The sequence below is a fragment of the Croceibacterium mercuriale genome (assembly GCF_000802385.1).
GTDB classification, from domain to species: Bacteria; Pseudomonadota; Alphaproteobacteria; order Sphingomonadales; family Sphingomonadaceae; genus Croceibacterium; species Croceibacterium mercuriale.
Map to the genome: position 1 here is coordinate 948,117 of NZ_JTDN01000002.1, position 23,265 is coordinate 971,381.

Consider the following 23,265-nt stretch of genomic DNA (forward strand, 5'->3'; position numbering starts at 1 on the left):
GGGCAACGCCGCTGCCTGCCATATCGGTCCTGCGAAAAGCCTGTTAAGGGCGCCGCCATGACCCTGCCGATCCTGTACGAAGACGCCGAAGCGCTGATCATCAACAAGCCCGCGGGGCTCTCGATCGATCGGCCGCGTGCCGGAGGGCCGGCCCTGACCGACCATCTGCCCGGCCTGCGGTTGGGATTTCAGCGGGAGCCGGCGGCGGTGCACCGGCTGGACACCGACACGTCCGGCTGCCTGCTGCTGGCGCGCAATCCCAAGGCGCTGAAGCGTTTCTCCGCCGCGTTTGAGGCGCGCCTGCCGGTGAAGCGCTACCTGGGCGTGCTGGCCGGCGTGCCGGCGGAGAGCGAGGGTGTGATCGAGCTGAACCTGTCCAAGATCAGCAGCGCGGATGATGGCTGGCGGATGATCCCGGCCAAGAAGGGCAAGCCCGCGCTGACCCGCTGGCGCGTGCTGGACGTGCAGAATGGGCGCGCGCTGGTGGAGTTCCTGCCGGAAACCGGCCGCACCCACCAGATCCGGGTCCATGCCGCCAGCGGCATCGGCATCCCGCTGCTGGGTGATCCGGTCTATGGCCAGAAGGCCGGCATCCGCCGCACCATGCTGCATGCCGCCGCGCTGACCATGCCGCGGGAAGGCAAGGATCCGGCCGCCGCGGTTGCGCCGATGCCGGCGGACTTCCTCGCGCTGGGTTTCGTGGATGACACCCCCGCCGATGAATGAGGTGATCGCCCGCGCACTGGCACTGGCGAGCGAAAGCTTCGTCACCGCCAGCGGCCCGGGCGGGCAGAACGTCAACAAGGTGGCGAGCGCGGTGCAGCTGCGCGTCAACATCTACCAGCTGCGCCTGACGCCGGAGGTGTTCCATCGCCTGAAGGGGCTGGCCGGCAGCCGCCTGAACGGACGGGGCGAGATCATGATCGATGCGCGGCGCCACCGCACGCAGGAAGCCAACCGGGCCGATGCGCGCGAGCGGCTGGCGGAGCTGATCACGGAAGCGCTGGTGGAACCGAAGACCCGCGCCAAGAGCCGGGTCAACCGGGTGGGCAAGGTGCAACGGCTGGCGGGCAAGAAGGTCCGCAGCACCGTAAAGGCCAATCGCGGCAAGGTCGACTGGTAGGGTGCGATCCTGACTCCGGCTTGACTCCGGCGCGGGCCTGACGCACAGGCGCACCCGATGGGCGGCGCCGCTGTGCGTCGCCCCTGTTGTTTCGGGCGTCTCGCCCCCTAACGTGATAGTGGAATTGGACCCATGGCTAAGCCAGCAACCATCAAGATCCGGCTGAACTCCACGGCCGATACCGGCTTCTTCTATGTCACCAAGAAGAACCCGCGCAACACGACCGAGAAGATGACCTTCCGCAAGTACGATCCCGTCGTGCGCAAGCATGTCGAGTTCAAGGAAGGCAAGATCAAGTAAGCTGGCGGTCCTGCCATTGCGCGCCGTCGCGAACACCCTTCCGGGGAACAGGCGCCGCGCGGCAGGATTAAGCTGCGGTTCAATGCCACGGGCACAGGGCCGCATCATGATCTATACGAAATACCTTCTTTCCGCCGCCGCCTTCGCACTGGCGGCGCCGTCGGCGATGCTCGTGCCCGCCGCTCCGGCGCAGGCTCAGGCGCAAGCCCGAACACAAGCCCGGGGTGACCAGCTCGATCAGGTGGTGGGTGCGCTGCGCGCCATCAGCACGATGCAGGCCGACTTCACGCAGACCGACCGCAATGGCAGCACCGTCGGCGGCTCGCTGACGCTGAAGCGGCCGGGCCGCATCCGCTTCCAGTACAGCCGCGACGTGAACATGCTGGTCGTGTCGGACGGGCGCGCGCTGACGCTGATCGACTATGATGTGCGGCAGGTGCAGCGTTATCCGATCAGCAATTCGCCGCTGGGCGCGCTGCTGGATCCGAATCGCGACGTTCGCCGGTATGGCCGGCTGGTCCCCACCGGCAACCCCAACGTCATCAGCGTGGCGGTGCGCGATCCGGGCAAGCCGGAATATGGCACGATCACCCTGGTGTTCACCCGCAACGCCGCGGCCCCTGGCGGGCTGGAGCTGACCAGCTGGGTGGCGCTGGATGCGCAGAACACGCGTACCACCGTGCGCCTGTCGAACCAGCGCTACGGCATGGCCGTGCCCGACCGGACCTTCACCTATACGGATCCGCGCCGGACCACGAACCGCCGCTGACACATACGGATACAAAAGCGGAGGGTGCTATTCATTCTGTAGCAAGCCCCTGCCGCATATACCGATGTCACAGGGTGCGGCGCAGCAGGTTTCCCCCCTGTTGCCCTGCTGCTTGCCATTGCGCCTTGTGAAGCGTGACGAACGCTCAAGAGGAACCCCCGTCCCACAGCCCCCGGGACGGGGGTTTTTCATGTCCGGCGTGCAGGTGCGCTCAGCGGATCGGCAGATGAAGTTCGGCGGTCAGACCCTCTACCGTGCCATCGGCACCACGGCGGTTGACCAGATGCAGCGATCCGCCATCCTGTTCGGCAATCGCGCGTGCCAGCGTCAGGCCCAGGCCCGCGCCGCCTGTGCCGCGATTGCGGGAGCTCTCGCCCCGGGCGAAGGGCAGCAGCATGGCCGCCTGCGCATCCTCGGCGATGCCGGGCCCGTCATCTTCCACCCGCACGATCGCCAGACCGGGCGTGCGATCCAGCGAAACGCGCGCGCCGCCGCCATAACGGATGGCATTGTCGACCAGGTTGCGCACTGCCCGGCGCAGCCATGATGCGCGCAGCATCATCGGCAGGCGGTCGCCGGGGCACATGACCACCGGCTCGCCCATGTCCTCATATTCCTCGACCACCGCATCCAGCAGCGCGGACAGGTCGGTGCGCTCAGGCTCCTCCCCGGGGCGGCCCACGCGGGCGAGCGACAGGATGTCGTCCAGCGAGCGGACGATATCCTCGATCGTGGCGGCCATGCGGCCGCGCTCGGCGGTGTCGGGCACCGATTCGATGCGCACGCGCAGCGCGGTCAGCGGAGTCTTCAGGTCGTGACCGATCGCGCCCAGCATGACGTCCTTTTCGTCCAGCAGCGCGGCGATGCGTGCTTCCATGGCATTGTGGGCCACGATCAGCCGGCGCATGTCCTGCGGCCCGGTCGGATCCAGCTGTCCGGCGGGGTCACGGGAGCGGGCGAAGCTTTCCACCCGCGCGGTCAGCGCCGCCAGCGGACGGGTGATCCGGCGCAACAGCAGCGCCAGACCACCGACCAGCACGACATAGAGCAGCAGCGTCTGCAGCACGAGGCGGCCGATCTGGCGGTTGCCATCCTGCGGCACAGGGACGCGCGCGACTGTCCATTGCCCGTCACCGGCCCGTTTCATGGCCGCCAGCATGAAGGGGTAGTCCAGCCAGTCCTGCCGCAGCAGATCACCGTCATCGGCCAGCTGGCCCATCACCCAGCGATCGCTCCGCCAGATGCGCGTGGTCACCAGCAATTGGGCGGGATTGATGCCCTGCTCGGCCATGATGGTGCGCAGCGCGGCTTCCCGGGCGGTATCACGCTGCTCGCCGGGCAGGAGCGGGAAGGTTGCGGTGCGCTGGATGCGCAAGCGCCGCCAGCGCGAAGTGTCGCGATGGCGCGGCGGCTGGCCGAACTCCATCCGCGGTTCCGACACCAGCTGAAAGGCCAGCGTGCTGATTGCCCGCGCCTCCTGACGCTGCCGCGCCGCCTGCAATTGCAGCGCGGCGGAGATGCCCTGCGCCACCAGCAGCGCGGCGGCGACCGCCAGCAGCATCTGGCCCAGCAGGCTCTTGGGCAGCCAGTGTCGCGGGTGCAGCGGGCCCATCGGCTCAGCCGCCAGTGCGCGGGGTGGCTTGCACCACGCGGCGGACATCGGCGGCGAAGCGGTAGCCGCCGCCCCAAACGGTCTGGATCAGGCGAGGGTCGCGGCTGTCCACCTCCACCTTGCGGCGCAGGCGGCTGACCTGGTTGTCGACCGCCCGGTCGAACAGATGCGCCTCGCGCCCCTGCACCATGTCCAGCAGCCGGTCGCGGTCGAGCACCTGGCGCGGGTGGGACAGGAAGGCGACCAGCAGCCGGAACTCCGCGGAGGAGATCGGCACCACCGTGCCTTCGGGATCGGTCAGCCGCCGTTTCAGCGGGTCGAGCTGCCACTTGTCGAATTCGTACAGCGCGTCCTCCTCCGCCACGACCGGGGTGCGGGTGGCGCGCCGCAGGACGGAGCGGATGCGGGCGACCAGCTCGCGCGGTTCGAACGGTTTGACCACGTAATCGTCGGCGCCGATCTCCAGCCCGATGATCCGGTCGGTCGCCTCGCCCCGCGCGGTCAGCAGGATGACCGGCAGCTCGCGCGTTTCCACCAGATGGCGGCACAGCGACAGGCCGTCCTCGCCCGGCATCATGATGTCGAGCAGGACCAGGTCGGGCCGCTCCTCGATCAGCAGGCTGCGCGCGCGCGCGGCATCGGGTGCCTCCCGCACGGCAAACCCCTGCCGAACCAGATAGTCCGCCAGGGGCTCGCGCAGGGTCGCCTCGTCATCGACCAGCAGCAGCCGGATCGGGCCCTGGTCTGATGGGGGTGCCGTCACGGTTTACTGCATGGTCGCAGGCGGCGTGCCGCCCGCGCGGCTGGCGCGCTGCGGCCGGGCGGCGCGGCGTTCTTCCCGGGTCACGGTGCCGTTGCTGTCGGCATCGGCCCGGTCGAACATCTCCAGCGCGGTGGCGACGAACTGGGCCTGCGTGGTGCCCTCGGCCGGCATTCCGTGCATCCGCATGCCTGCGCCGCGATCCCCGCGGCGGTCGGCGCGCTGACCGGGCTGGCCGCGCCCGGCCCGCTCGGGGCGGGCAGTGAACTCGGCCGGGCTCAGCTGGCCGTTGCCGTCGGTATCCAGCCGGTCGAAGCGCGCCTGCTGCTGCGCGGCGCGGTCGGCGGCATCCAGCGTGCCGTCGCCATTGGCGTCCATGCGGGCGAACATGGTGGTGGCGGTCTGTTCGGCCTGGGCGCGGGTGGTGTCAGCCATCATCCGGGCCGGGCGCGTGCCGGGGGCGGCGTCCTGCGCGATGGCGGGAATTGCCAGCAGCGCGGCGGCGGCCGAACCCAAGGCAAGCAGGGAAGTGATCTTCATGTCAGGTCTCCCGTAAGGGCAAGAGGGGCGAGACAGCGGTGCGCCGGTCAGGGGAGGGGGAGCCCGTCGCCCGCTGTCCATGGTGGCCCTTCTAGAACCCGGTCGTAACAGGGCTTTGCCGGAAACCGGCAGAAGTGTCGCAGTTTGTCGTCCGGCGGCGGCTGCGTTCAGCGGGGTGCAAGCCTGTCACAGCGGGGTGCAAGCCTCCTCCAGCCAGGCCAGCGCCGGACCATCCAGCTGCGGTGCCAGCAGATCGCGCGTGCGGGCGTGATAGCTGTTCCACCAGGCGATCTCCTCCGGGCTGAGCAGCGCGGGTTCCACCAGCGTGCGGTCGATCGGGGCGAAGGTCAGCGTCTCGAAGCCGAGCCACTGGCCCGCATCGTCGCGCGGAACGACCAGGATCAGGTTTTCCGTGCGGATGCCGTAGGCGCCCGCCTCGTAATAGCCGGGTTCGTTGGACAGGATCATGCCGGCGACCAGTTCCTCGGTCGTGCCGGCCTGCCCGCCCTTCAGCCGGGCGATCCGCTGCGGCCCTTCATGCACGGCCAGGAAGCTGCCGACCCCGTGGCCGGTGCCGTGCGCGTAATCGGCCTGGTTCGCCCACAGGAACTGGCGGGCAAGCACGTCCAGCTCCCCGCCGATCGTGCCGGCGGGGAAGGTCTGCCGGTCCAGCGCGATGTGCCCCTGCAGCACGCGGGTGAAGCGGTCGCGCTGCGCAGGCGTCGGCTGCGTGCCGGCGGCATCGGGGATCCACACGGTCCGGGTGATGTCGGTCGTGCCGTCACGGTACTGGCCACCGCTGTCGACCAGGAAGATGCTGCCGGGCCGGATCGGCAGGTTGCTGCCCTCGTCCACGCGATAATGCGGCAGGGCGGCATGCGGGCCGGCGGCGGAGATCGTGTCGAAGGAGGTGTCCACCAGCATCCCGGTCGCCTGCCGGAAGGCCAGCAGCCGGGCCGCCGCGCTCAGCTCCGTCTCGGCACCCTTGGGCACTTCCGTCGCCAGCCAGTGCAGGAAGCGCACGATCGCGGCGCCGTCGCGCGCCTGCGCCGCCCGGTGGCCGGCCTGTTCGGCCGGGTGCTTGACCGCCTTGGCGATGATCGTGGGATCACGCTCCGTCACGACGGTCGCGCCGGCCGCCTCCAGCGCCTGCGTGATGGCGGCGACACCGAACGCCGGATCGACCAGCACCCGCCGGCCGGCCAGGTCGGTGAGCGCACCTTCGAAGGCGGTGCGCTCGCGCACGGTCACCGCATTGCCCAGATGGCGTTGCAGGTCCGGCCCGACCTTTTCGGGCGCGATGAACAGCTCCGCCGTACCGTCGGCGTGGGCGATGACGTAGGACAGCGCGACCGGCGTGTGGTTCACATCGGCGCCGCGGATGTTGAGCAGCCAGGCCACCGAATCCAGCGCGCTGACGATGGCGGCGTCCAGCTTGCGCGCCTTCAGCGCCTCGGCCAGCTCGGCCCGCTTGTCGGCGCTGCTGCGGCCGGCAAGCGCATCGTCATGGGGCACGGCCAGGGCGGGCGACGGCGCGGGGCGGTCCTGCCACACGGCATCGAGCGGATTGGCCGGCGTGGCGACCAGTTCCATGCCGGCCTCTGCCAGCAGGTCGGCGGCGTCCTTCGCCCAGCCGGCGGTGTGCAGCCACGGGTCGTAGCCGATGCGCGCGCCGGCCGGCGCGGTGGCGGTGATCCAGCGCAGCGGGTCGTCCTTGGGAGTACCCATATGGCGGAACAGGCCGCCATCCACCTGCTCGCGCACCTGGATGGTGTAGCGACCATCGACGAACACCGCCGCATCGTCCGCCAGCACCACCGCGCTGCCCGCACTGCCGGCAAAGCCGGTCAGCCAGTGCAGCCGCTGGGCGTAGGCGCCGACATACTCGCTCATGTGCTCGTCGGCGATGGGCACGATCCAGCCGGCCAGCTGCTGGCGTGCCATCTCGGCCCGCAGCGCCTGCAGGCGGTTCGCGTGTGTCTGGGTGGGCATCGAAAATCTGTCCTCGCTTGCGGTCGGTATGGGCCGGTCATAGATGCCCGTCATGGATGATGCCAACACCAGCGGCGCGAACCCCGCCGCTTCTGCCGCCCCGACCAGCCCGCCGGTCGCCGCCAAGCGCCCCAGCAGCGTCACGCATCACGGCATCACCGTCGCTGACGATTATGCCTGGCTGCGCGATCCCGGCTACCCGGAGGTGACCGATCCCGACGTGCTGGCGCACCTGGCGGCGGAGAATGCCTGGTTCGAGGCGCGGATGCAGCCGCATCGCGGTGCGGTGGACACGCTGTTCACGGAAATGCGCGCGCGCATCAAGGAAGCCGATCAGTCCGTGCCGCAGAAGGATGGCGACTGGCTGTACTGGATCGAGTTCGAGGAAGGCGCCGAATACAAGAAGTGGTGGCGCAAGCCCGTGGTCGGCGGCCCGGACGAACTGCTGCTGGACGAGGTCGCGCTCGCGGCGGGCAAGGACTACTTCCGGCTGGGCGCGATCAGCGTCAGCCATGACGGCACGCTGCTGGCCTATTCCATCGACGATGACGGTTCCGAACGGTTCGACGTGCGGATCAAGGTGCTGGCAACGGGCGAGCACCTGCCCGACACGATCGAAGGCACGCTGTCATCTCTGATCTGGGTCGCGGGCGATCGCGGGCTGGTCTATTCGCTGGCGAACGAGCAGTGGCGCACGGACAATGCCCGGCTGCACTGGCTGGGCCAGCCGAACGACACCGATGTCGAGCTGTATCACGAGGATGACGAAGGTTTCCGGGTCAGCGCCGGCCTGTCCGCCAACGAAAAGTGGCTGGTCATCGGCACCGGCGATCACGAGACCAGCGAGGTCCGCCTGATCCCCGCCGACGATCCGCTGGCCACCCCGCTGCTGGTGCGCGAACGGCAGGTGGGCGTGGAGTACGACGTCGACGAGCGCGACGGCGTGCTGTTCATCCACGCCAATGACGGTCACGAGAACTTCCGCCTGGCCACTGCACCGATCGACAATCCCGGCGAGTGGACCAGCCTGATCGAGGGCACCGACCAGTTCTACCTGACGGGCTTCGACCTGTTCCGCGATTTCTACGTGGTCGAGGGGCGGCTGGCCGGGCTCGACCGGCTGGAGGTCCGCTACTACGACGATCCCGCGCGGATCGAGGCGATCGAGTTCCCGGAGGACAGCTACTCCGCCGGCTTCGGCAACAACCCCGAATGGGCGATGGACAGCTTGCGGGTCGGCTATGAAAGCATGGTCAGCCCGTCCAGCACCTTCGACTACCATGTCGGCGAACGCCGGCTGGAGCTGCTGAAGGTGCAGGAGATCCCCAGCGGATATGACCGCGAGCTCTACACCACGGAGCGGCTGGAGATCACCGCGCGAGACGGCACCGCGATCCCGGTCAGCGTCATGTACCGCCGCGACCGTGGCGCCGCCGACGCGCTGCACCTGTATGGCTACGGCGCTTACGGCATGGCGATCGAGCCGGGCTTCTCCACCACGCGCCTCAGCCTGGTGGATCGCGGCTTTGCCTATGCCATCGCGCATATCCGTGGCGGCGACGATCTGGGCCGCGCCTGGTACAAGGCCGGCAAGCTGGAGCGGCGGACCAACACCTTCAACGATTTCGTCGATGTGGCGAAGGGCCTGGTCGAGCAAGGCTACACGGTGCCGGGCCGGATCAGCATTTCGGGCGGCAGCGCCGGAGGCGAGCTGATGGGGGCGGTGATCAATTCCGACCCGGAGCTGTGGGGCGCGGTGGTGGCGCATGTGCCGTTCGTGGATGTGCTGGCGACCATGCTGGACCCGGACCTGCCGCTGACGCCGGGCGAATGGCCGGAATGGGGCAATCCGATCGAGGACCAGGCGGCGTTCGAGCTGATCCGCAGCTACAGCCCGTATGACCAGGTGCGCGCGCAGGCCTACCCGCCGCTGCTGGTGACCGCCGGCCTCAACGATCCGCGCGTCACCTATTGGGAGCCGGCCAAGTGGGTCGCCAGGCTGCGCGAGCTGAAGACTGACGGCAACGAGCTGCTGCTGAAGACCAACATGGGCGCGGGGCATGGCGGCAAGTCCGGCCGGTTCCAGAGCCTGGAGGAGACGGCGGAGGAGTTCGCCTTCATCCTGTGGCAGCTGGGAGTCGCCGTTTGAGCAACCGCTTCACCATGCAGTTCACCGCCGGGCCGGAGCATATCGACGAGCTGGGCCATGTGAACAACGCCGTCTGGGTGCGCTGGATGGAGGAGGTCGCCACCGCGCACTGGATGGCGGATGGGCGGCCGGAGGACGTGGCGCGCTATGCCTGGGTCGTGACCCGGCACGAGATCGACTATCGCGGCAACGTCACGGCGGGCGAAGTGGTCACGGCGGTGACGGAGATCCGCGAAGGGCCGAGCGGCGCCCGGTTCGAGCGGTTCGTGACGTTCAGTGATGCAGCCGGCAAGGACCTGGTCCGTGCCCGCACCACCTGGGCGATGATCGATCGCGCCAGCGGGCGGCTGATGCGGGTGCCGGCGGAGGTGTCAGCCCCGTTCCTGCCGCCGGCCTGAGCGCGATCAGCCCAGCGCATCTTCCAGCGTCAGTTCCTCGTAGCCCAGCTCCCGCGCAACGGCAGGGTAGGTGACGCGCCCGGCATGGACGTTGAGCCCGTTGGCGAGGTGCGGATCGCTGCGCAGCGCGTCGCGCCAGCCCAGTTCGGCCATGCGCAGCGCGTGGGGCAGGGTGACGTTGTTGAGCGCATAGGTGCTGGTCCGCGCCACCGCGCCGGGCATGTTGGCGACGCAGTAATGCACGATGCCGTCCACGATGTAGGTCGGGTCGTCATGGGTGGTCGCGTGACTGGTCTCGAAACAGCCGCCCTGGTCAATGGCGACGTCCACCAGCACCGCGCCGGGCTTCATGCGCGGCAGCATGGCGCGGGTCACCAGTTTGGGCGCAGCGGCTCCGGGGATCAGCACCGCGCCGATCACCAGGTCCGCCTCCATCACGGCGTCTTCCACATTGGCGGTGTTTGCAAAGCGGGTCTTTGCGCGTGCCTCGAAATAGGTGCCGACACGCTCCAGCACTTCGGGGCTGCGATCCAGGATGGTGACGTCGGCACCCAGTCCCGCAGCCATCTGCGCCGCGTTGAAGCCGACCACGCCGCCGCCGATCACCGCCACCTTGCCCGGTAGCACGCCCGGCACGCCGCCCAGCAGCACGCCGCGTCCGCCATGCGCCTTTTCCAGCGCGGTGGCGCCGGCCTGGATGCTCATGCGCCCCGCCACCTGGCTCATGGGCTTGAGCAGCGGCAGCGTGTTGCCGGCGCCGGTCACCGTCTCGTAGGCGATGCAGGTCGCGCCCGACTTCACCAGATCGGCGGTCTGTTCCGGATCGGGGGCGAGGTGGAGATAGGTGTAGAGCAGCTGGCCCTCGCGCAGCATGGCGCGTTCCTCGGCCTGCGGTTCCTTGACCTTCACGATCATCTCGCATTCGGCGAAGATCGCTTGCGGGCCATCCACCACGCGGGCGCCGGCGGTGCGGTACTGAGCGTCATCGGCACCGATGCCGAGGCCGGCACCAGCCTCCACCCACACGTCATGCCCGTGGGATACCAGTTCCTTGACGCTTTCGGGGGTGAGACCGACGCGATATTCGCGGTTCTTGATCTCCCGGGGGCAACCGATGCGCATGGGTGTTCCTCTCCACTCCGTTTGTTGCCCGCCATATAGCACCGGGTGCAGAGTCGCGGGATAACAAAAAAACCCGGCGGCGCAATTTTCTGCGCCACCGGGTTCCATGTTCGGGGACAGCGCGCGATCAGGTCATCGCGGCGGCCGGTCCGGGATCAGGCCGCTTCGGCAGCGGCCGCGCTGCCCTTGGGTTCGCGGCGGGGAACGGCGATCGGCATGTCGGGTCCGGCGTGGAAGTCCTGGAACGTGCCGGTGTGATCCAGCGCCTTGATCTTGCCGGTCTCGATGTCGAACACCCAGCCATGCAGCTGTAGCCGGCCAGCGGCGAGGCCTGCCGCGACAGAGGGGTGGTTCTGCAGGTGGACCAGCTGAATGGCGACGTTTTCCTGTGTCAGCGCCGCGACCTGGCCGTCCTTGTCCAAATGGCCATAGCATTCCTTGACCACTTCGAACGCCGGTTCCGCATGGGCGAGCCAAGCCTTCACGTTGGGCATGGCCTCCAGCGCGGCCGGATTGAACATGCCCTTCATGGCGCCGCAGTCGGAGTGGCCGCACACGATGATCTCGGTCACGCCCAGCGCCATTACGCCGAATTCCACAGTCGAGGACACGCCGCCATTCTTCACCGCGAAGGGCGGCACGATGTTGCCGGCATTGCGGCACACGAACAGGTCGCCCGGGTCGGCCTGCGTGATCAGTTCGGGCACCACGCGCGAATCCGCGCAGCTGATCATCAGATATTTGGGGCTCTGCCCGTCCCGCGCCAGGGTGCGGAAAAGTTCCTGCTGCTGCTTGTGGACCTGGTCCTGAAAGCGCGCGACGCCACTGCCGATTTCCATGCGATCTGCTCCGTTCATGCGGTTGCCGCCGTTGCGGTCCATTCGACGCGTGCAAATGGATGGCCGCCATTGCTGCCGTGCATCGCCGTTGTAACAAAATATTGCGTGCTGTGCGCAGGCATTCAATGCCCCAGCGGCAGGATCAGCTCCGCCAGCAATCCCGGTTCGGCGTTGGCCAGGTGCAGCCGGCCGCCATGCTGCTGCGCCACCCGCTCCACGACCGCCAAGCCCATGCCCATGCCGCTGGTGTCGCGCGCGCGCGCAACGTCGCCGCGGAAGAACGGCACGGTGACCTGCGCCAGCTGGTCGTCCGCAATGCCCGGACCGTGATCACGCACGGCAATGATCGCCTGATCGCCGGTGACCGCCAGTGACACGGCCGCGTCGCCGGCATGGCGCAGCGCGTTCTCGACCAGATTGGTCACCGCCCGGCGGATCGCGCCGGCATCCACCACGGCGTGCAGCTGCGGCCGATCCAGCTCCAGCGTGACCTCCTCCGCCCCCACGGCCCGCGCATTGTGAACCACGGAGCGGACCAGTTCGGCCAGATCGGTGCGCACCCGCTCGCCGCCTTCCGCCCCGTCCGCCAGATAGGCGAGCAGCGAATCGAGCATTGCCTGCATTTCCGCGACGTCGGCCTGCAGTTCCTGCTGGTCGCCCTCGCGCAGGCGCCCGTGCAGCCGCAGCTTCAGCCGTGACAGCGGCGTGCGCAGATCGTGGCTGACAGCCAGCAGGGCCTCCGTACGGCTGTCGATCAGCTCGCCGATGCGCGCCTGCATGGCGTTGAACGCTTCGGCCAGCTGGCGCATTTCCTGCGGGCCGCCCGGCTCGATCAGGATCGGCTGCCGCCCCACCCCGATCCGGTCGGCCGCATCGGCCAGCGCGCGCAAGGGCGCGGCCATGGTCCGCACCAGCAGCACGGCGGCCAGCAGCACGGCGCCGGCCAGGAACACCAGCGATGCCAGCCATTGCAGCGAAGCATGCCAGTGGCTGACCGGTTCGCGCAGGCGGAACAGGATCCATCCGCCATCGGCCGTGCGGATGCCGCCCTGCAGTCGCTGCGCGCCGAAGCTGCGGCCGGCCAGACCCACGCGCAGCGCATCCTCCTCCAGCGCAGGCTCCCATTGCAGCATGGCGGCGCGCGCCGCGCGGGTGATGTCGGACTGCCGCCCGGCCGCCGGCGGATTGTCGGATGCGGCGAACACGACATGGCGGGTCGACAGGCCGGGGGCGATCCGCTGCCGCATGTCGCGCGGCAGCTGGCCCAGCACCTGCTCCGCCGCGACCGCCTGCTCGGCCACGCGCTGCGCCTGCCCGGTCCGCAGCAGCAGCCGCTCGGCTTCCCCGAACACCAGCACGGTGCCGCCGAACTCCACCAGGATGGCGACCAGCAGGACCAGCGTGACCCGCCCGGTCAGGCTGGCGGGCCAGAGATGGACGCGGCTGACCGGCCAGAGATGGACCCGGCTCATGGACGGATGCGCCCGGCCTTCATCGGCGACGGCTGCTCACTGGCGCTCGATACGGGGCGTGAACATGTAGCCGACGCCGCGCACCGTCTTGATCAGCGCGTCGCCGCCATGTTCGCCCAGCTTGGAACGAAGGCGGCTGACCAGCACGTCGATGCTGCGGTCGGAGGCGCCCGACATGCGCTTGCGCGACTGTTCCAGCAGGTAGTCACGGCTGACCACCCGCTGGGCGGAGCCGACCAGCGTGATCAGCAGATCGTATTCGGCGCCGGACAGCGGCACTTCGTGACCATCGGGCGCGTGCAGCTCCCGCCGTTCCTCCACGATGGTCCAGCCCTCGAAGGTGATCTGCCGCCGGCGATTGTCCGCCGGCGGGGCAACCGCGCCGCTGGTCCGGCGCAGCACGGCACGCACGCGGGCCACCAGCTCGTCCGCGCCGAAGGGCTTGGACAGGTAGTCGTCCGCGCCCAGCTCCAGCCCCACGATCCGGTCGGTCTGTTGCCCGCGGGCACTGATGATGATGATGGGGATCGCGCTGGTCGCGCGCACCCGCCGGCAGATGTCGAGCCCGTTGGTGCCGGGCAGCATGATGTCCAGCACCAGCAGGTCGAAACCGTCGCTGTCCAGCAGCGGCTGCATCTCCGCCGCGGAACCCACGCCCACCGTCTCGAACCCGTAATCACGCAACGTCCGGCCAATCAGCAGGCGCAAGGGGCCGTCATCTTCAACAATCAGGATCTTCATCGCGCGCGCTGCTGCTGGCCTTTCCCGGTCCTGCCACCGGGCAGGGTGTGGCCGCCTTGTGCCTGTCCGGGACGAAGGCGGCAAGGGCGGCAGATACCGGCATCTGCCGCCTCATTGTTATTGTGCATACCCATCCACCGTTATATGATCTTCATCAAGCCGTCCCCCGCCATTGCGGCAGGTATGGGGTGGCATCAGGGAGAGAACAATGATGCACCCGACAGGATACGTGTATCTTCGCCACGCGCTGCTGCTGGCCGCTGCCCCGCTTGCGCTGGTCGCGTCGCCGTCCGGGGCGCAGGACGTGCCCCGTCCGGAGAGCGCGACCGGACCTGCGCCCGCCACTGCCGAGATCCTGGTGACCGCCCGCCGGCGGGAGGAGACGCTGCAGGAAACCCCAATCGCTATCTCCGCCTTCAATGCGGAACAGCTGCAGGCGCGGCAGATCACCCAGACGCAGGATCTGGAGCGGATCACGCCCAGCCTGCAGTTCAAGCCCGCCGGGCAGCTGTCGGGCAACAGCGCGGCCAGCGTGGTGTTCATCCGCGGCATCGGCCAGGTGGATCCGGGCGCGGCGGTCGACCCCGGCGTCGGCATCTATATCGACGAGGTCTATGTCGGGCGTTCCGTCGGCGGCACGATCGAGTTCGGCGACATCGCATCGGTGGAGGTGCTGCGCGGACCGCAGGGCACGCTGTTCGGGCGCAACACGATCGGCGGCGCGATCCTGGTCCGCACGCGGATGCCGGAACTTGGCGAGACCAGCCTGAGCGGGCGGCTGCGCGTGGGATCGTACGATCTGCGCGAAGGCTTTGCCGTGGCCAACGTGCCGCTGGGCGACAATGCCGCGATGCGCGTGTCGGGCGGCTTCCGCGATCGCGACGGCTATGTGCTGCGGCTGGTGGACGGCCTCGACCTGGGCAATGACAATGTCCATACCTTCAGCGGATCGCTGCGCTGGGACGTGGCGCCCGGCCTCGATCTGGCGATCCGCGCCGACTACACCAAGCGGGAGGAGAACGGCGCACCGTTCACCTTTGCCGGCATCAACGAGAACGCGCCCGTGCCCGCCATCGCCAGCGTGGTGGCAGGTTGCCCCGGCGCGACCATCCCGTTTGCTCCGCTGGTGCCTGGCGACCGGCGGTTCGGTGCGCCCTTCGTGCCCAACATCGACGATCCGCGTTGCGCCAACGACTTCCAGGCAACGGAGCCATACCGCAATGGCGGCACTGCCGACGTCAGCAGCATGTCGGAGGTATGGGGCGTCTCGGGCACGGCCAGCTACGACCTGACCGACCAGCTGACGCTGAAGAGCATCACAGCGTTCCGGTCCACGCAGTCGCGCGGCATCCGCGATGCGGACAACACGCCGTTCCTGATCCTGACCACCGATGTTGGCGGCCGGGCCGAACAGTTCAGCCAGGAACTGCAGCTGCAATATGCCGGCGACGGGATCAGCGGCATCGTCGGCGGCTACTATTTCGACGAGGACACCAACGAGCGGTCGTCCATCCCGCTGTCCTTCCCGCCATCGCCGCCGGTGATCGCGCGGCTGCTGGCGGGCGGGCCGGGCACGCGCGACCTGCAGGTGGCGGAGCTGGAAACCCGCTCCCTCGCTGCCTTCGGCGAGGTGTCGGTCGAGGTGACGGACAGCGTGGAGCTGACCGGCGGGCTGCGCTACACCTCCGACCGCAAGAGCTTCACCGGCGTGGCCCTGTCGATCAACCCGCTGACCCTGCCCGACCCCGATCCGCTGCCGACCCTGTCGATCCCCGAAGGCGGCCCGTCGCTGATCTACACCGATCTGAACCGGCAGACCTTCTCCGCCCTGACCGGCTCCGCCACCGCGGCGTGGGAGGCGACGGACTGGCTCAACCTGTATGCCTCCTACGCCCGCTCCTTCAAGTCGGGCGGCTTCAACACCCGCTACAATGCGGCGCCTCCTGGCAACCGGCCGATCCCGTTCGACGAGGAAACGGTCGACAGCTACGAACTGGGCGCGAAGGCGGACTGGGGCGACCTCAGGCTGAACCTCGCCGCGTTCCAAGCCAGCTATACCGACATACAGCTGGTGTTCCGCCAGGGACCGGTGCCGCTGCTGTTCAATGCCGGCGAGGCGCGCATCCGCGGCTTCGAGGCGGAGGCGAACTGGCGGCACGACAGCGGGCTGACGGTGGATGCGGGGATGAGCCTGCTGGATGACGACATCCTGTCCGTAACCGCGATCCCGGGCGCCACCGCCACCGTGCAGCCGGGTGACGACCTGCCGCTGACCCCGTCCTTCCAGGGCAACGTCTCGGTCGCCTACGAATTCCCGCTAGGGCCGAACTACGCGCTGACACCCCGGTTCGACGGCAGCTACACGGCCAAGACCGTGTTCATCACCGGCAGCGTGCCGGAGATCGAGGAGAACGGATATTTCGTCGGCAGCGCGTCCCTGCGGCTGGTGAACGAGGACATGGGCTGGAACGTCACCGCCGGTGTCTCCAACCTGTTCGACGAACGCTATCTGATCCAGGGCAATGCCTCGCTGGCGACGCTGGGCTATGCCGAGCGGATCTTTGCCCGGCCGCGGGAATGGTTCGTGCAGCTGGGTTTCGCCTTCTGACGATTGCGTAACCCGCGCGGGCACGGCAGACTGTTACCGATAACAAAGGACGGAACAGGATGCGGAACCGGATCGGCATGGCGTTGGCGGGGCTTGCGCTCGCGCTGGGCATCAGCGGCACGGGCAGGGCGCAGGACCTGCCCCGGCTGGAGCAGCGCGGCGCGGCGACGCAGCTGATCGTCGATGGCGCGCCGTTCCTGATCCTGGGCGGGGAGACCGCCAATTCCAGCACCAGCGATGCCGCCTACATGGAACCGGTCTGGCCGCGGCTGAAGGCGATGCACCTCAACACCGTGCTGGTGCCGGTCGCGTGGGAGACGGTCGAGCCGGAGGAGAGCCGGTTCGACTGGCGCAACCTGGACGGCATGCTGGAACAGGCGCGGGCGCATGACATGCGGCTGGTGCTGCTATGGTTCGGATCGTGGAAGAACACCTTCTCCAGCTATGTGCCCAGTTGGGTCAAGCGGGACCAGGAGCGGTTTGCCCGGGTCGAGCTGAGCGACGGACGCGGGACGGAACGGCTGACCCCGTTCAGCACCGCGGCGCGCGATGCCGATGCGCGCACCTTTGCCGAGCTGATGCGCCATCTGCGCTCAGTGGATGGCGAGCGGCAGACCGTGCTGATGGTGCAGGTGGAGAACGAGGTCGGCACCATCCCGCAGTCGCGTGACCATTCGCCCGCGGCGGAGGCGGCCTTCGCCGGCCCGGTCCCGTCCGCACTGATGCAGCACCTGGCGGCCAACCGCCCCCGGCTGAACCGCGACCTGCGCGCCGCGTGGGAGGATGCCGGCGGCCTGACGGAAGGAAGCTGGCAACAGGTGTTCGGCAGCGGATCGATGACCGACAGCCTGTTCATGGCCTGGCATTATGCCACCTTCCTGGAAGGGGTGACTGCGGCGGGGAAGGCACAATATGCGCTGCCGATGTTCACCAATGCCGCGCTGATCCGGCCGAACTACGAACCCGGGCAGTACAATTCCGGCGGGCCCCTGCCGCACGCGCTGGACATCTGGCGCGCAGGGGCGCCGAGCCTCGATTTCTTCTCGCCCGACATCTACTTCGACGATTTCGGCGGATGGGCGGCGCAATATGCGGTGCCGGGCAACCCGCTGTTCGTGCCGGAGGCGCGCGGCGGGCCGGAAGGTGCGGCCAATGCGCTGTATGCCTATGGCTCGTTGCGGGCGATCGGCTTCTCGCCCTTCGGCATCGATGGCGCCGCCGCACCGCCGGCGGCGGGCGATGCGAGCATCGGGGTGGGCACCGGCAGTGCGGACGATACAGCGATCGCCGGCCTCTATGCGCGGCTGGCACCCCTGGCACCCCTGCTGCTGCAGAAGCAGGCAGAGGGTCAGGCCAGCACGATCATCATGGAAGGCGCCGCGCAGCGCGCCGGGCGCTTGCGGGTCGGCGAATACACCGTGAACATGGTGCGGGCCGAAGGGCCGGACGGTCGCGTCGACACGAGCAGCCGGGTGGCGGCCATGTTCCTGCAGACCGCCCCGGATGCCTTCACGGTGGTGGGCAGCGGCGATGCCGTCATCACCTTCACCGCCGATACGCCGGGCCCCGGGATCGTGGGGCTGGACAGTATCGACGAACTGGTGCTGCGCGATGGCCGGCTGGTGCGCGGGCGCCGGCTGAACGGCGACGAGAACGGGCAGGGGCAGGTGCTGCGCCTCCATACCAAGGACGCCGCCGAGGGACGGGTGCACGAGGTCAAGCTGTACCGCTACCGGTGAGCAGGCCGGCTCACGCCGAGCGAGGTGGACCGGCCTTTGTGCCAGCGAGCCCGCGAGCCCAGGCAGCAGTCTTGTGAGGCTTATCAGGAGGACCGGACGGGTTCGATGACGGCGGCCATGTCGTCGTCCTGCCAGCCTGCCGCCGCGGCCGTTTCGAACCGGCGTCGCGCCACGCCGGCACTGGCAAGTTCGATACCCTCGGCGGCGAAGGCTTCCTGGGCGTAGGCCAGATCCTTGGCCATCAGCGGCAGGAAGAAGTTGGGGGTGTAGTCCCGTTCCAGCATGCGCCGCGACACCATCTTCAGCAACGGACTGCCCGGCGCGCCATCCGCCAGCAGCGCCACGGCGCGGCCGGCATCCAGGCCGCTGCGCTCCAGCATCGTCACCGCTTCTGCCAGGCTCGCCACCTGGACGCCGCAGAGGAAGTTGTTCACCAGCTTGAACAGGGCGCCGCTGCCGGCCGGTCCCAGATGCGCCGTATCCGTCCCCATCGCGGCGAGTACCGGGCCGGCGCGTTCCAGCACGGCAGCCTCTCCGCCGACCAGGAATCGCAGGCTGCCCTCCTGTGCCTGCAAGCGGCTGCCGGTCACCGGCGCGTCCAGCCAGGCAAGGCCGCGCGTTGCCGCCTCTGCCGCCAGCGTCTTCACCCATGCATGTGTAAGCGTGCTGCATTCGATGGCGATCGCGCCCGGCTGCATCGCCGACAGCGCACCGTCCGCACCCAGCCAGGCGCTGCGGGACGCGTCATCATCGGCCAGCATGGCGATCACCACCTCGGCAGTGCCGGCGGCCTCCGCCGGGCTCGCGGCGCGGCGCGCACCGGCAGCGACCAGCGGCTCCGCCCGGTCGGGCGAGCGGTTCCACACCGTCACATCGAAGCCGGCAGCGATCAGTTGCGCTGCCATGCCGGCGCCCATCGTGCCCAGACCCAGCACAGTCACCCGGAGAACCGTCATTCCGTCACCTCGAATTGCGTGATCGCCGCCTCGTCGATCTCCAGCCCCAGCCCCGGCACATCGTCGGACAGGCTGACATGGCCGTCCTCTGCCACCGGCTCGCCCTTGAAGATGTACCAGAACAGCTCGTTGCCGACCTCGACGGCCACCTTGGGGAAGTATTCCGCCATTGGCGAGTTCAGGCTGGCCATCACCACATGGTAATTGTGCATCTGACCGGCATGCGGGACCACCGGGATGGAATATGCCTCTGCCAGCGCCTGGATCTTGCGGGCCGCGGTGATCCCGCCGACACGGTTGGTATCGAACTGGATGTAGTCCAGCGCGCGCGCCTCGATCAGCTGGCGGAAGCCGTAGCTGGTGAACTCGTGCTCGCCCGCCGCGATCGGCGTGGTCCCGAACCGCCGCAGCTCGTGATAGCCATGGATGTCGTCGGGGACGATGGCCTCTTCCAGCCAGCGCAGGTTGAACGGCTCGATCAGCCGCATCATCCGCTTCGCGTAATCGAGGGTCCAGCCCATGTAGGCGTCGGCCATCACGTCGATCTCGTCACCCACCGCCGCGCGGACCGTGCGGAGCAGTTCGACATTGCGGGCCATGCCGGCGGCGCCGTCATCCGGGCCCCAGCCGAAGCGCAGCTTCACCGCCCGGAAGCCTTCCGCCTTGTAGCGGGACGCTTCGGCCGCAAGCTCCTCCAGCGGAACCGAATAAAGCCGGCTGGCATAGACCGGGATGCGCGGGCGGGTGCGACCGCCCAGCAGGCGGAAACATGGCTGCCGCGCATCCTTGCCCATCGCGTCCCACAGGGCGATGTCGATCGCGGAGATGGCCGCCATCGCCAGTCCCTTGCGCCCGAACGCCATCGTCTTGCGGTACATGTGCTGCCACAGGAACTCGGTATCCCATGGATCCTGCCCGATCAGCAGCGGCGCCAGGTGATGGTCGATCAGGTGCTTCACGGTGAGCGGGGCCAGCGCGGCATTGCCGATGCCGACGATCCCCTTGTCCGTGAACACCTCCACGATCAGCCAGCCATGGAAGGCGAAGCTGCCCATCGTCTCGGGCGACAGCATCGGTGACACCAGGTCCATCGGATTGGTGCAGAAATGCGGCGGCAGCGGCTGGGTGGCACCCTTCCACTGGACGACGCGCGTACGGACTTCGGTGATCTTCAAGGTCGGCCTCCGCTGAGATCGAGTTGCTGTATTCTTGGAACCGCGATGCAGATCAGCCCGAAGGCGAGGACGTGGAGCGAGGCGGCCACCACCAGCACCGGGCTGTAGCCATATCCCGCATCCAGCGCCCAGCCGGCGGCCTGGCCCATCAGGATGCCGCCAAACGCGCCACCCATCCCCACCAGGCCGGCGAGGCGGCCCAGCGCCGCGCGCGGGATCATGTCGGTGGGCAAGGTCATCACCAGCGTCGACCAGCCCTGCTGGCCGAAGAAGGCGAGGCTGAACAGGGCGAGCACCAGGCCGACGGACTGCGCCTGCGGCACGAACATCACCCACGGCATGCATGCCGCGCAGGCACCCAGCGCGATCTTGCGCGCGGCGTTCACGCTCATCCCCCGCGCCAGCAGCCGGCCGGATAGCCAGCCCGCCGCAACGCTGCCGACCCCGGCCGCGGCATAGGGGATCCAGCCCAGCGTGGCCGCCTGCTTCAGGTCGAAGGAATGTGCCTCGAACAGATACTTGGGCAGCCAGAACAGGTAGAAGTACCATGCCCCGTCGCTCAGGAACTTGGCGCCCACGATGCCCTGCACCTCACGCCGTGCCAGCAGCGCGCGCAATGTCGCGCCACCGCCGTCCGCCGTCACCGTGTCTGCGGGGGGCGGATCGCGGTACAGCAGCGCCCACCAGACGGCCCAGGCCAGCCCTACCGCACCGGTGACGAAGAACACCCAGCGCCAGCTCGCCAGACCGAACCAGTCGGCGTGCGTCAGGAGCAGCGCGATCAGCGGCGGCGCGATCACCGCACCGACGGAGGTGCCGGCATTGACGATCCCCATCGCCGTGGCACGGCTGGCGGGGGCGAACCGTTCGGCGATGGCGCGGGTGGCGGCCGGGAAGCCGCCGCCCTCGCCGACGCCCAGCAGCAGGCGGCTGACGATCAGGGCCGCCACGCCGCCGGCCAGACCATGGCTGGCACAGGCGAGCGACCAGAAGGCCATGATCGCGACAAACCCGCGGCGGGTGCCGATCCGGTCCAGCAGCCAGCCGCCACCCAGATACATCAGGCCGTATGTCGCCAGGAACGCCGAATCGAGCAGCGCCTTGGTCTGGTTGCCGATCGGTATGTCCTGCTGGATATTGGCGATCGCCCAGGGCAATGTCTGCCGGTCGAGATAGCTGATCGCGATCGCCACCGCGACGATGAAGGCGATGCCCCAGCCGCGGCCCGCGCCACCAGCAGGGACGGCGTCAGCGCGCATCCAGCACGACCAGCGCCACGCCCTGCCGCGGCAGGTCCAGCGTTGCCGTTGCCGTGCCGCCGGCGCCGGGCACGACCGCCAGGGTGCCAGGCTGCATCACGGATGCCTGTTCCATCTGGGCGTACTGTTCGGAGTCGGGCGCCTGCGGCGAACCCATCTTCTGCCAGGCGGTGAAGGCGTTGGCATTGTCCCCGTCCACCCGCCACAGCGCCGCGCTGGTCGGGGCCGGGCCGGTCAGGCCGTCGAAGGTGACGCTGACCCGTGCATGGGGGCCGGGCACGTCGTCATCATGGTAATGCCACACCAGCATGGCCAGCTTGCCGTCGGCAGTGCGGGTGGCGATCGTCCCCACATCCGCCTGCCCGCGCACACCATCGGCGATGATCGTGTCGAGCGGCACCTGCGCGTCACTGGTGGCGGCAAGCCGTTCCGTCCCCAGCTGCGCGAACAGGCGGAAGACGTTCAGCACCGGCAGGTCGACGCCGTTGGTGGACAGCTGGCGATAGCCGGCGAACCAGGGCTGGTCCTCGAACTCGAATGACCAGGACAGCACGCCTTCCAGGTTCACGTTGCGGCGCCTGGCGAGGTCCCAGATGCGCGCGAAGCTGGCAGCCGTGTAGCTGGAGTACATGGTGCCGTTGCGATACGCGTTCTGCGGCCCGGGGCATGCGGCGCAGCCTTCCGGATCGCTTTCACCGATGATCACGGGCTTGTCGGCCAGCGCCGGAATGGAGGTCGTCTTGACGAAGCCGCGGTCGACTTCGCGCAGATGCGTGTTGATCCCCATCCGCACATGACCGTCGACGAAGGTCGGTTGCCCCTTGGCATGGAAGGCCAGGAAATCCGTGGGCGTGCCGGTCTCTCCGGTGGCGTAGTTCGTCCCCGTCGTCACATGGCGCAGGAACCCGTCCATGAACGCGCCGCCGGCACCCGCGGAATCCGGACCGCCGACCCTGGCACTGGGCAGAGCCCGGCGTACACCGTCGATGGCGTAGTCATGCGTCTTGTAGAATTCTTCAGGCGTGGCTTCCCAATAGGCGCCGTTCGCCTCGTTCCAGACCTCGAAGTACCAGCGCTCGACCTCCTCGCGGCCGTAGCGTTCGATGTTGTGGCGGGTCCACTGGTAGTTCAGTTCGCGCCACTTGTCGTAATCCTTGGGCGGGTAGGCCCAGCCGGTGATGATGTGGTCGTAGTCGAAGCCTGGTCGCCAGCTGTGCTGGTAGGGGGTGCCCGCGGGCGCGCTCGACATCGCTTCCGGCATAAAGCCAAGTTGCAGGTAAGGGCGCACACCGCGTGCCAGATAGGTGTCGATGATCCGGTCCACGACGGTCCAGTCGTAGACCGGCTGCCCATCCGGCGTCTCCGTGTAGATGTTGGTGCTGCCCCACTTGAATGAGGCGGTGCCGTCGCCGGTGTTGAGCAGGTTGTGCGCGCGGAAGAACACCTCGCCCGGCTTCAGTTCGCCAAGTTCGGTCAGCAGCTTGCGCCCGTCCTTCATGGTTGCGTAGTTCGGCTCGTCCGCGCCGAAGAAGCGCCAGACCGGCGGCAGCGCGCCGTCGCTGCGATCGGCGTGCACCTCGATCGATACCGGGCGCGGGGCTGCCTGCGCGGCGGCCGGATCGACTTGCTGCGCCAAGCTGGCGCCAGCTGTGCCGATCGCAAGGCTTGCCGCGGCGAATATGGCCGGAAAGCGGTTCATGGGCAGGTCCTT

At 68.7% G+C, this 23,265-nt stretch carries 20 protein-coding genes; 8 read left to right on the forward strand and 12 right to left on the reverse strand.

Annotation, left to right across the window (positions count from 1 at the left end; all coding sequences use genetic code 11):
- The first annotated feature begins 57 nt into the window (after positions 1-57).
- The 4 genes from PK98_RS13885 (at position 58) to PK98_RS13900 (ending at position 2,192) form a co-directional block, all read left to right on the forward strand.
- Positions 58-726, forward strand: a complete 669-nt coding sequence (locus PK98_RS13885; RefSeq protein ID WP_039097410.1) for an RluA family pseudouridine synthase — start codon at positions 58-60, stop codon at positions 724-726.
- Positions 719-1,123 (forward strand): alternative ribosome rescue aminoacyl-tRNA hydrolase ArfB, encoded by a 405-nt coding sequence (gene arfB, locus PK98_RS13890; protein WP_039097411.1) that lies wholly within the window; start codon positions 719-721, stop codon positions 1,121-1,123. Before PK98_RS13885 ends, arfB begins: the two co-directional genes overlap by 8 nt.
- Positions 1,124-1,255: 132 nt before the next feature.
- Positions 1,256-1,423 (forward strand): 50S ribosomal protein L33, encoded by a 168-nt coding sequence (gene rpmG / locus PK98_RS13895; protein ID WP_039097412.1) that lies wholly within the window; start codon positions 1,256-1,258, stop codon positions 1,421-1,423.
- Positions 1,424-1,529: 106 nt separating this feature from the next.
- A complete protein-coding gene (locus tag PK98_RS13900; protein ID WP_039097742.1) occupies positions 1,530-2,192 on the forward strand; it encodes a LolA family protein in 663 nt (220 codons plus the stop codon).
- A gap of 211 nt (positions 2,193-2,403) precedes the next feature.
- Here the strand turns inward: PK98_RS13900 and PK98_RS13905 are convergent, their stop codons facing one another.
- The 4 genes from PK98_RS13905 to PK98_RS13920 all read right to left on the reverse strand — a co-directional run bounded on the left by PK98_RS13905 (position 2,404) and on the right by PK98_RS13920 (position 7,096).
- Positions 2,404-3,804: a sensor histidine kinase gene (locus PK98_RS13905; RefSeq protein ID WP_039097743.1), complete on the reverse strand. Its 1,401-nt coding sequence runs from the start codon at positions 3,802-3,804 to the stop codon at positions 2,404-2,406.
- A gap of 4 nt (positions 3,805-3,808) precedes the next feature.
- Complete coding sequence (locus PK98_RS13910) at positions 3,809-4,567, reverse strand: response regulator (protein ID WP_039097413.1); 759 nt, start codon at positions 4,565-4,567, stop codon at positions 3,809-3,811.
- Positions 4,568-4,570: 3 nt separating this feature from the next.
- A complete protein-coding gene (locus tag PK98_RS13915; protein ID WP_052208721.1) occupies positions 4,571-5,104 on the reverse strand; it encodes an EF-hand domain-containing protein in 534 nt (177 codons plus the stop codon).
- A 186-nt stretch (positions 5,105-5,290) separates the two neighbouring features.
- Positions 5,291-7,096, reverse strand: a complete 1,806-nt coding sequence (locus tag PK98_RS13920; RefSeq protein WP_039097414.1) for an aminopeptidase P family protein — start codon at positions 7,094-7,096, stop codon at positions 5,291-5,293.
- Between the two features lie 52 nt (positions 7,097-7,148).
- Between PK98_RS13920 and PK98_RS13925 the strand changes: the two genes are divergently transcribed.
- Positions 7,149-9,245: a S9 family peptidase gene (locus tag PK98_RS13925; RefSeq protein WP_052208723.1), complete on the forward strand. Its 2,097-nt coding sequence runs from the start codon at positions 7,149-7,151 to the stop codon at positions 9,243-9,245.
- Entirely contained in the window at positions 9,242-9,643 is a 402-nt protein-coding gene (locus tag PK98_RS13930; protein ID WP_039097416.1) for an acyl-CoA thioesterase, read from the forward strand. The genes PK98_RS13925 and PK98_RS13930 overlap by 4 nt, the downstream gene beginning before the upstream one ends.
- A 6-nt stretch (positions 9,644-9,649) precedes the next feature.
- Here PK98_RS13930 and ald read toward each other — a convergent pair whose 3' ends face one another.
- The 4 genes from ald to PK98_RS13950 form a co-directional block, all read right to left on the reverse strand.
- Positions 9,650-10,765 (reverse strand): alanine dehydrogenase, encoded by a 1,116-nt coding sequence (gene ald, locus PK98_RS13935; RefSeq protein ID WP_039097417.1) that lies wholly within the window; start codon positions 10,763-10,765, stop codon positions 9,650-9,652.
- A 155-nt stretch (positions 10,766-10,920) separates the two neighbouring features.
- Positions 10,921-11,604: a carbonic anhydrase gene (locus tag PK98_RS13940; protein WP_039097745.1), complete on the reverse strand. Its 684-nt coding sequence runs from the start codon at positions 11,602-11,604 to the stop codon at positions 10,921-10,923.
- Positions 11,605-11,726: 122 nt separating this feature from the next.
- Positions 11,727-13,076, reverse strand: coding sequence for an ATP-binding protein (locus PK98_RS13945; protein WP_039097418.1), 1,350 nt, complete (start codon positions 13,074-13,076; stop codon positions 11,727-11,729).
- Between the two features lie 36 nt (positions 13,077-13,112).
- Complete coding sequence (locus PK98_RS13950; protein WP_039097419.1) at positions 13,113-13,817, reverse strand: response regulator; 705 nt, start codon at positions 13,815-13,817, stop codon at positions 13,113-13,115.
- A gap of 208 nt (positions 13,818-14,025) precedes the next feature.
- Between PK98_RS13950 and PK98_RS13955 the strand changes: the two genes are divergently transcribed.
- Together PK98_RS13955 and PK98_RS13960 are read left to right on the forward strand one after the other, a co-directional pair.
- A complete protein-coding gene (locus PK98_RS13955) occupies positions 14,026-16,425 on the forward strand; it encodes a TonB-dependent receptor (RefSeq protein WP_039097420.1) in 2,400 nt (799 codons plus the stop codon).
- Positions 16,426-16,484: 59 nt separating this feature from the next.
- Positions 16,485-18,164, forward strand: coding sequence for a GH35 family beta-galactosidase (locus PK98_RS13960; RefSeq protein WP_039097421.1), 1,680 nt, complete (start codon positions 16,485-16,487; stop codon positions 18,162-18,164).
- A gap of 83 nt (positions 18,165-18,247) precedes the next feature.
- Here the strand turns inward: PK98_RS13960 and PK98_RS13965 are convergent, their stop codons facing one another.
- Genes PK98_RS13965 through PK98_RS13980 form a run of 4 tightly spaced genes read right to left on the reverse strand, consistent with a single transcriptional unit; the run spans position 18,248 to position 23,253 of the window.
- Positions 18,248-19,120 carry an NAD(P)-dependent oxidoreductase gene (locus tag PK98_RS13965; RefSeq protein WP_039097422.1) on the reverse strand — a complete coding sequence of 291 codons (873 nt, stop codon included), beginning with the start codon at positions 19,118-19,120 and terminating at the stop codon, positions 18,248-18,250.
- Positions 19,117-20,295 (reverse strand): L-rhamnonate dehydratase, encoded by a 1,179-nt coding sequence (locus tag PK98_RS13970; protein WP_039097423.1) that lies wholly within the window; start codon positions 20,293-20,295, stop codon positions 19,117-19,119. The genes PK98_RS13965 and PK98_RS13970 overlap by 4 nt, the downstream gene beginning before the upstream one ends.
- On the reverse strand, positions 20,292-21,554 hold the full coding sequence (locus tag PK98_RS13975; RefSeq protein WP_052208724.1) for an MFS transporter: 1,263 nt from the start codon (positions 21,552-21,554) through the stop codon (positions 20,292-20,294). Before PK98_RS13975 ends, PK98_RS13970 begins: the two co-directional genes overlap by 4 nt.
- Positions 21,544-23,253, reverse strand: a complete 1,710-nt coding sequence (locus tag PK98_RS13980; protein ID WP_039097424.1) for a GH39 family glycosyl hydrolase — start codon at positions 23,251-23,253, stop codon at positions 21,544-21,546. The genes PK98_RS13975 and PK98_RS13980 overlap by 11 nt, the downstream gene beginning before the upstream one ends.
- Between the last annotated feature and the right edge of the window lie 12 nt (positions 23,254-23,265).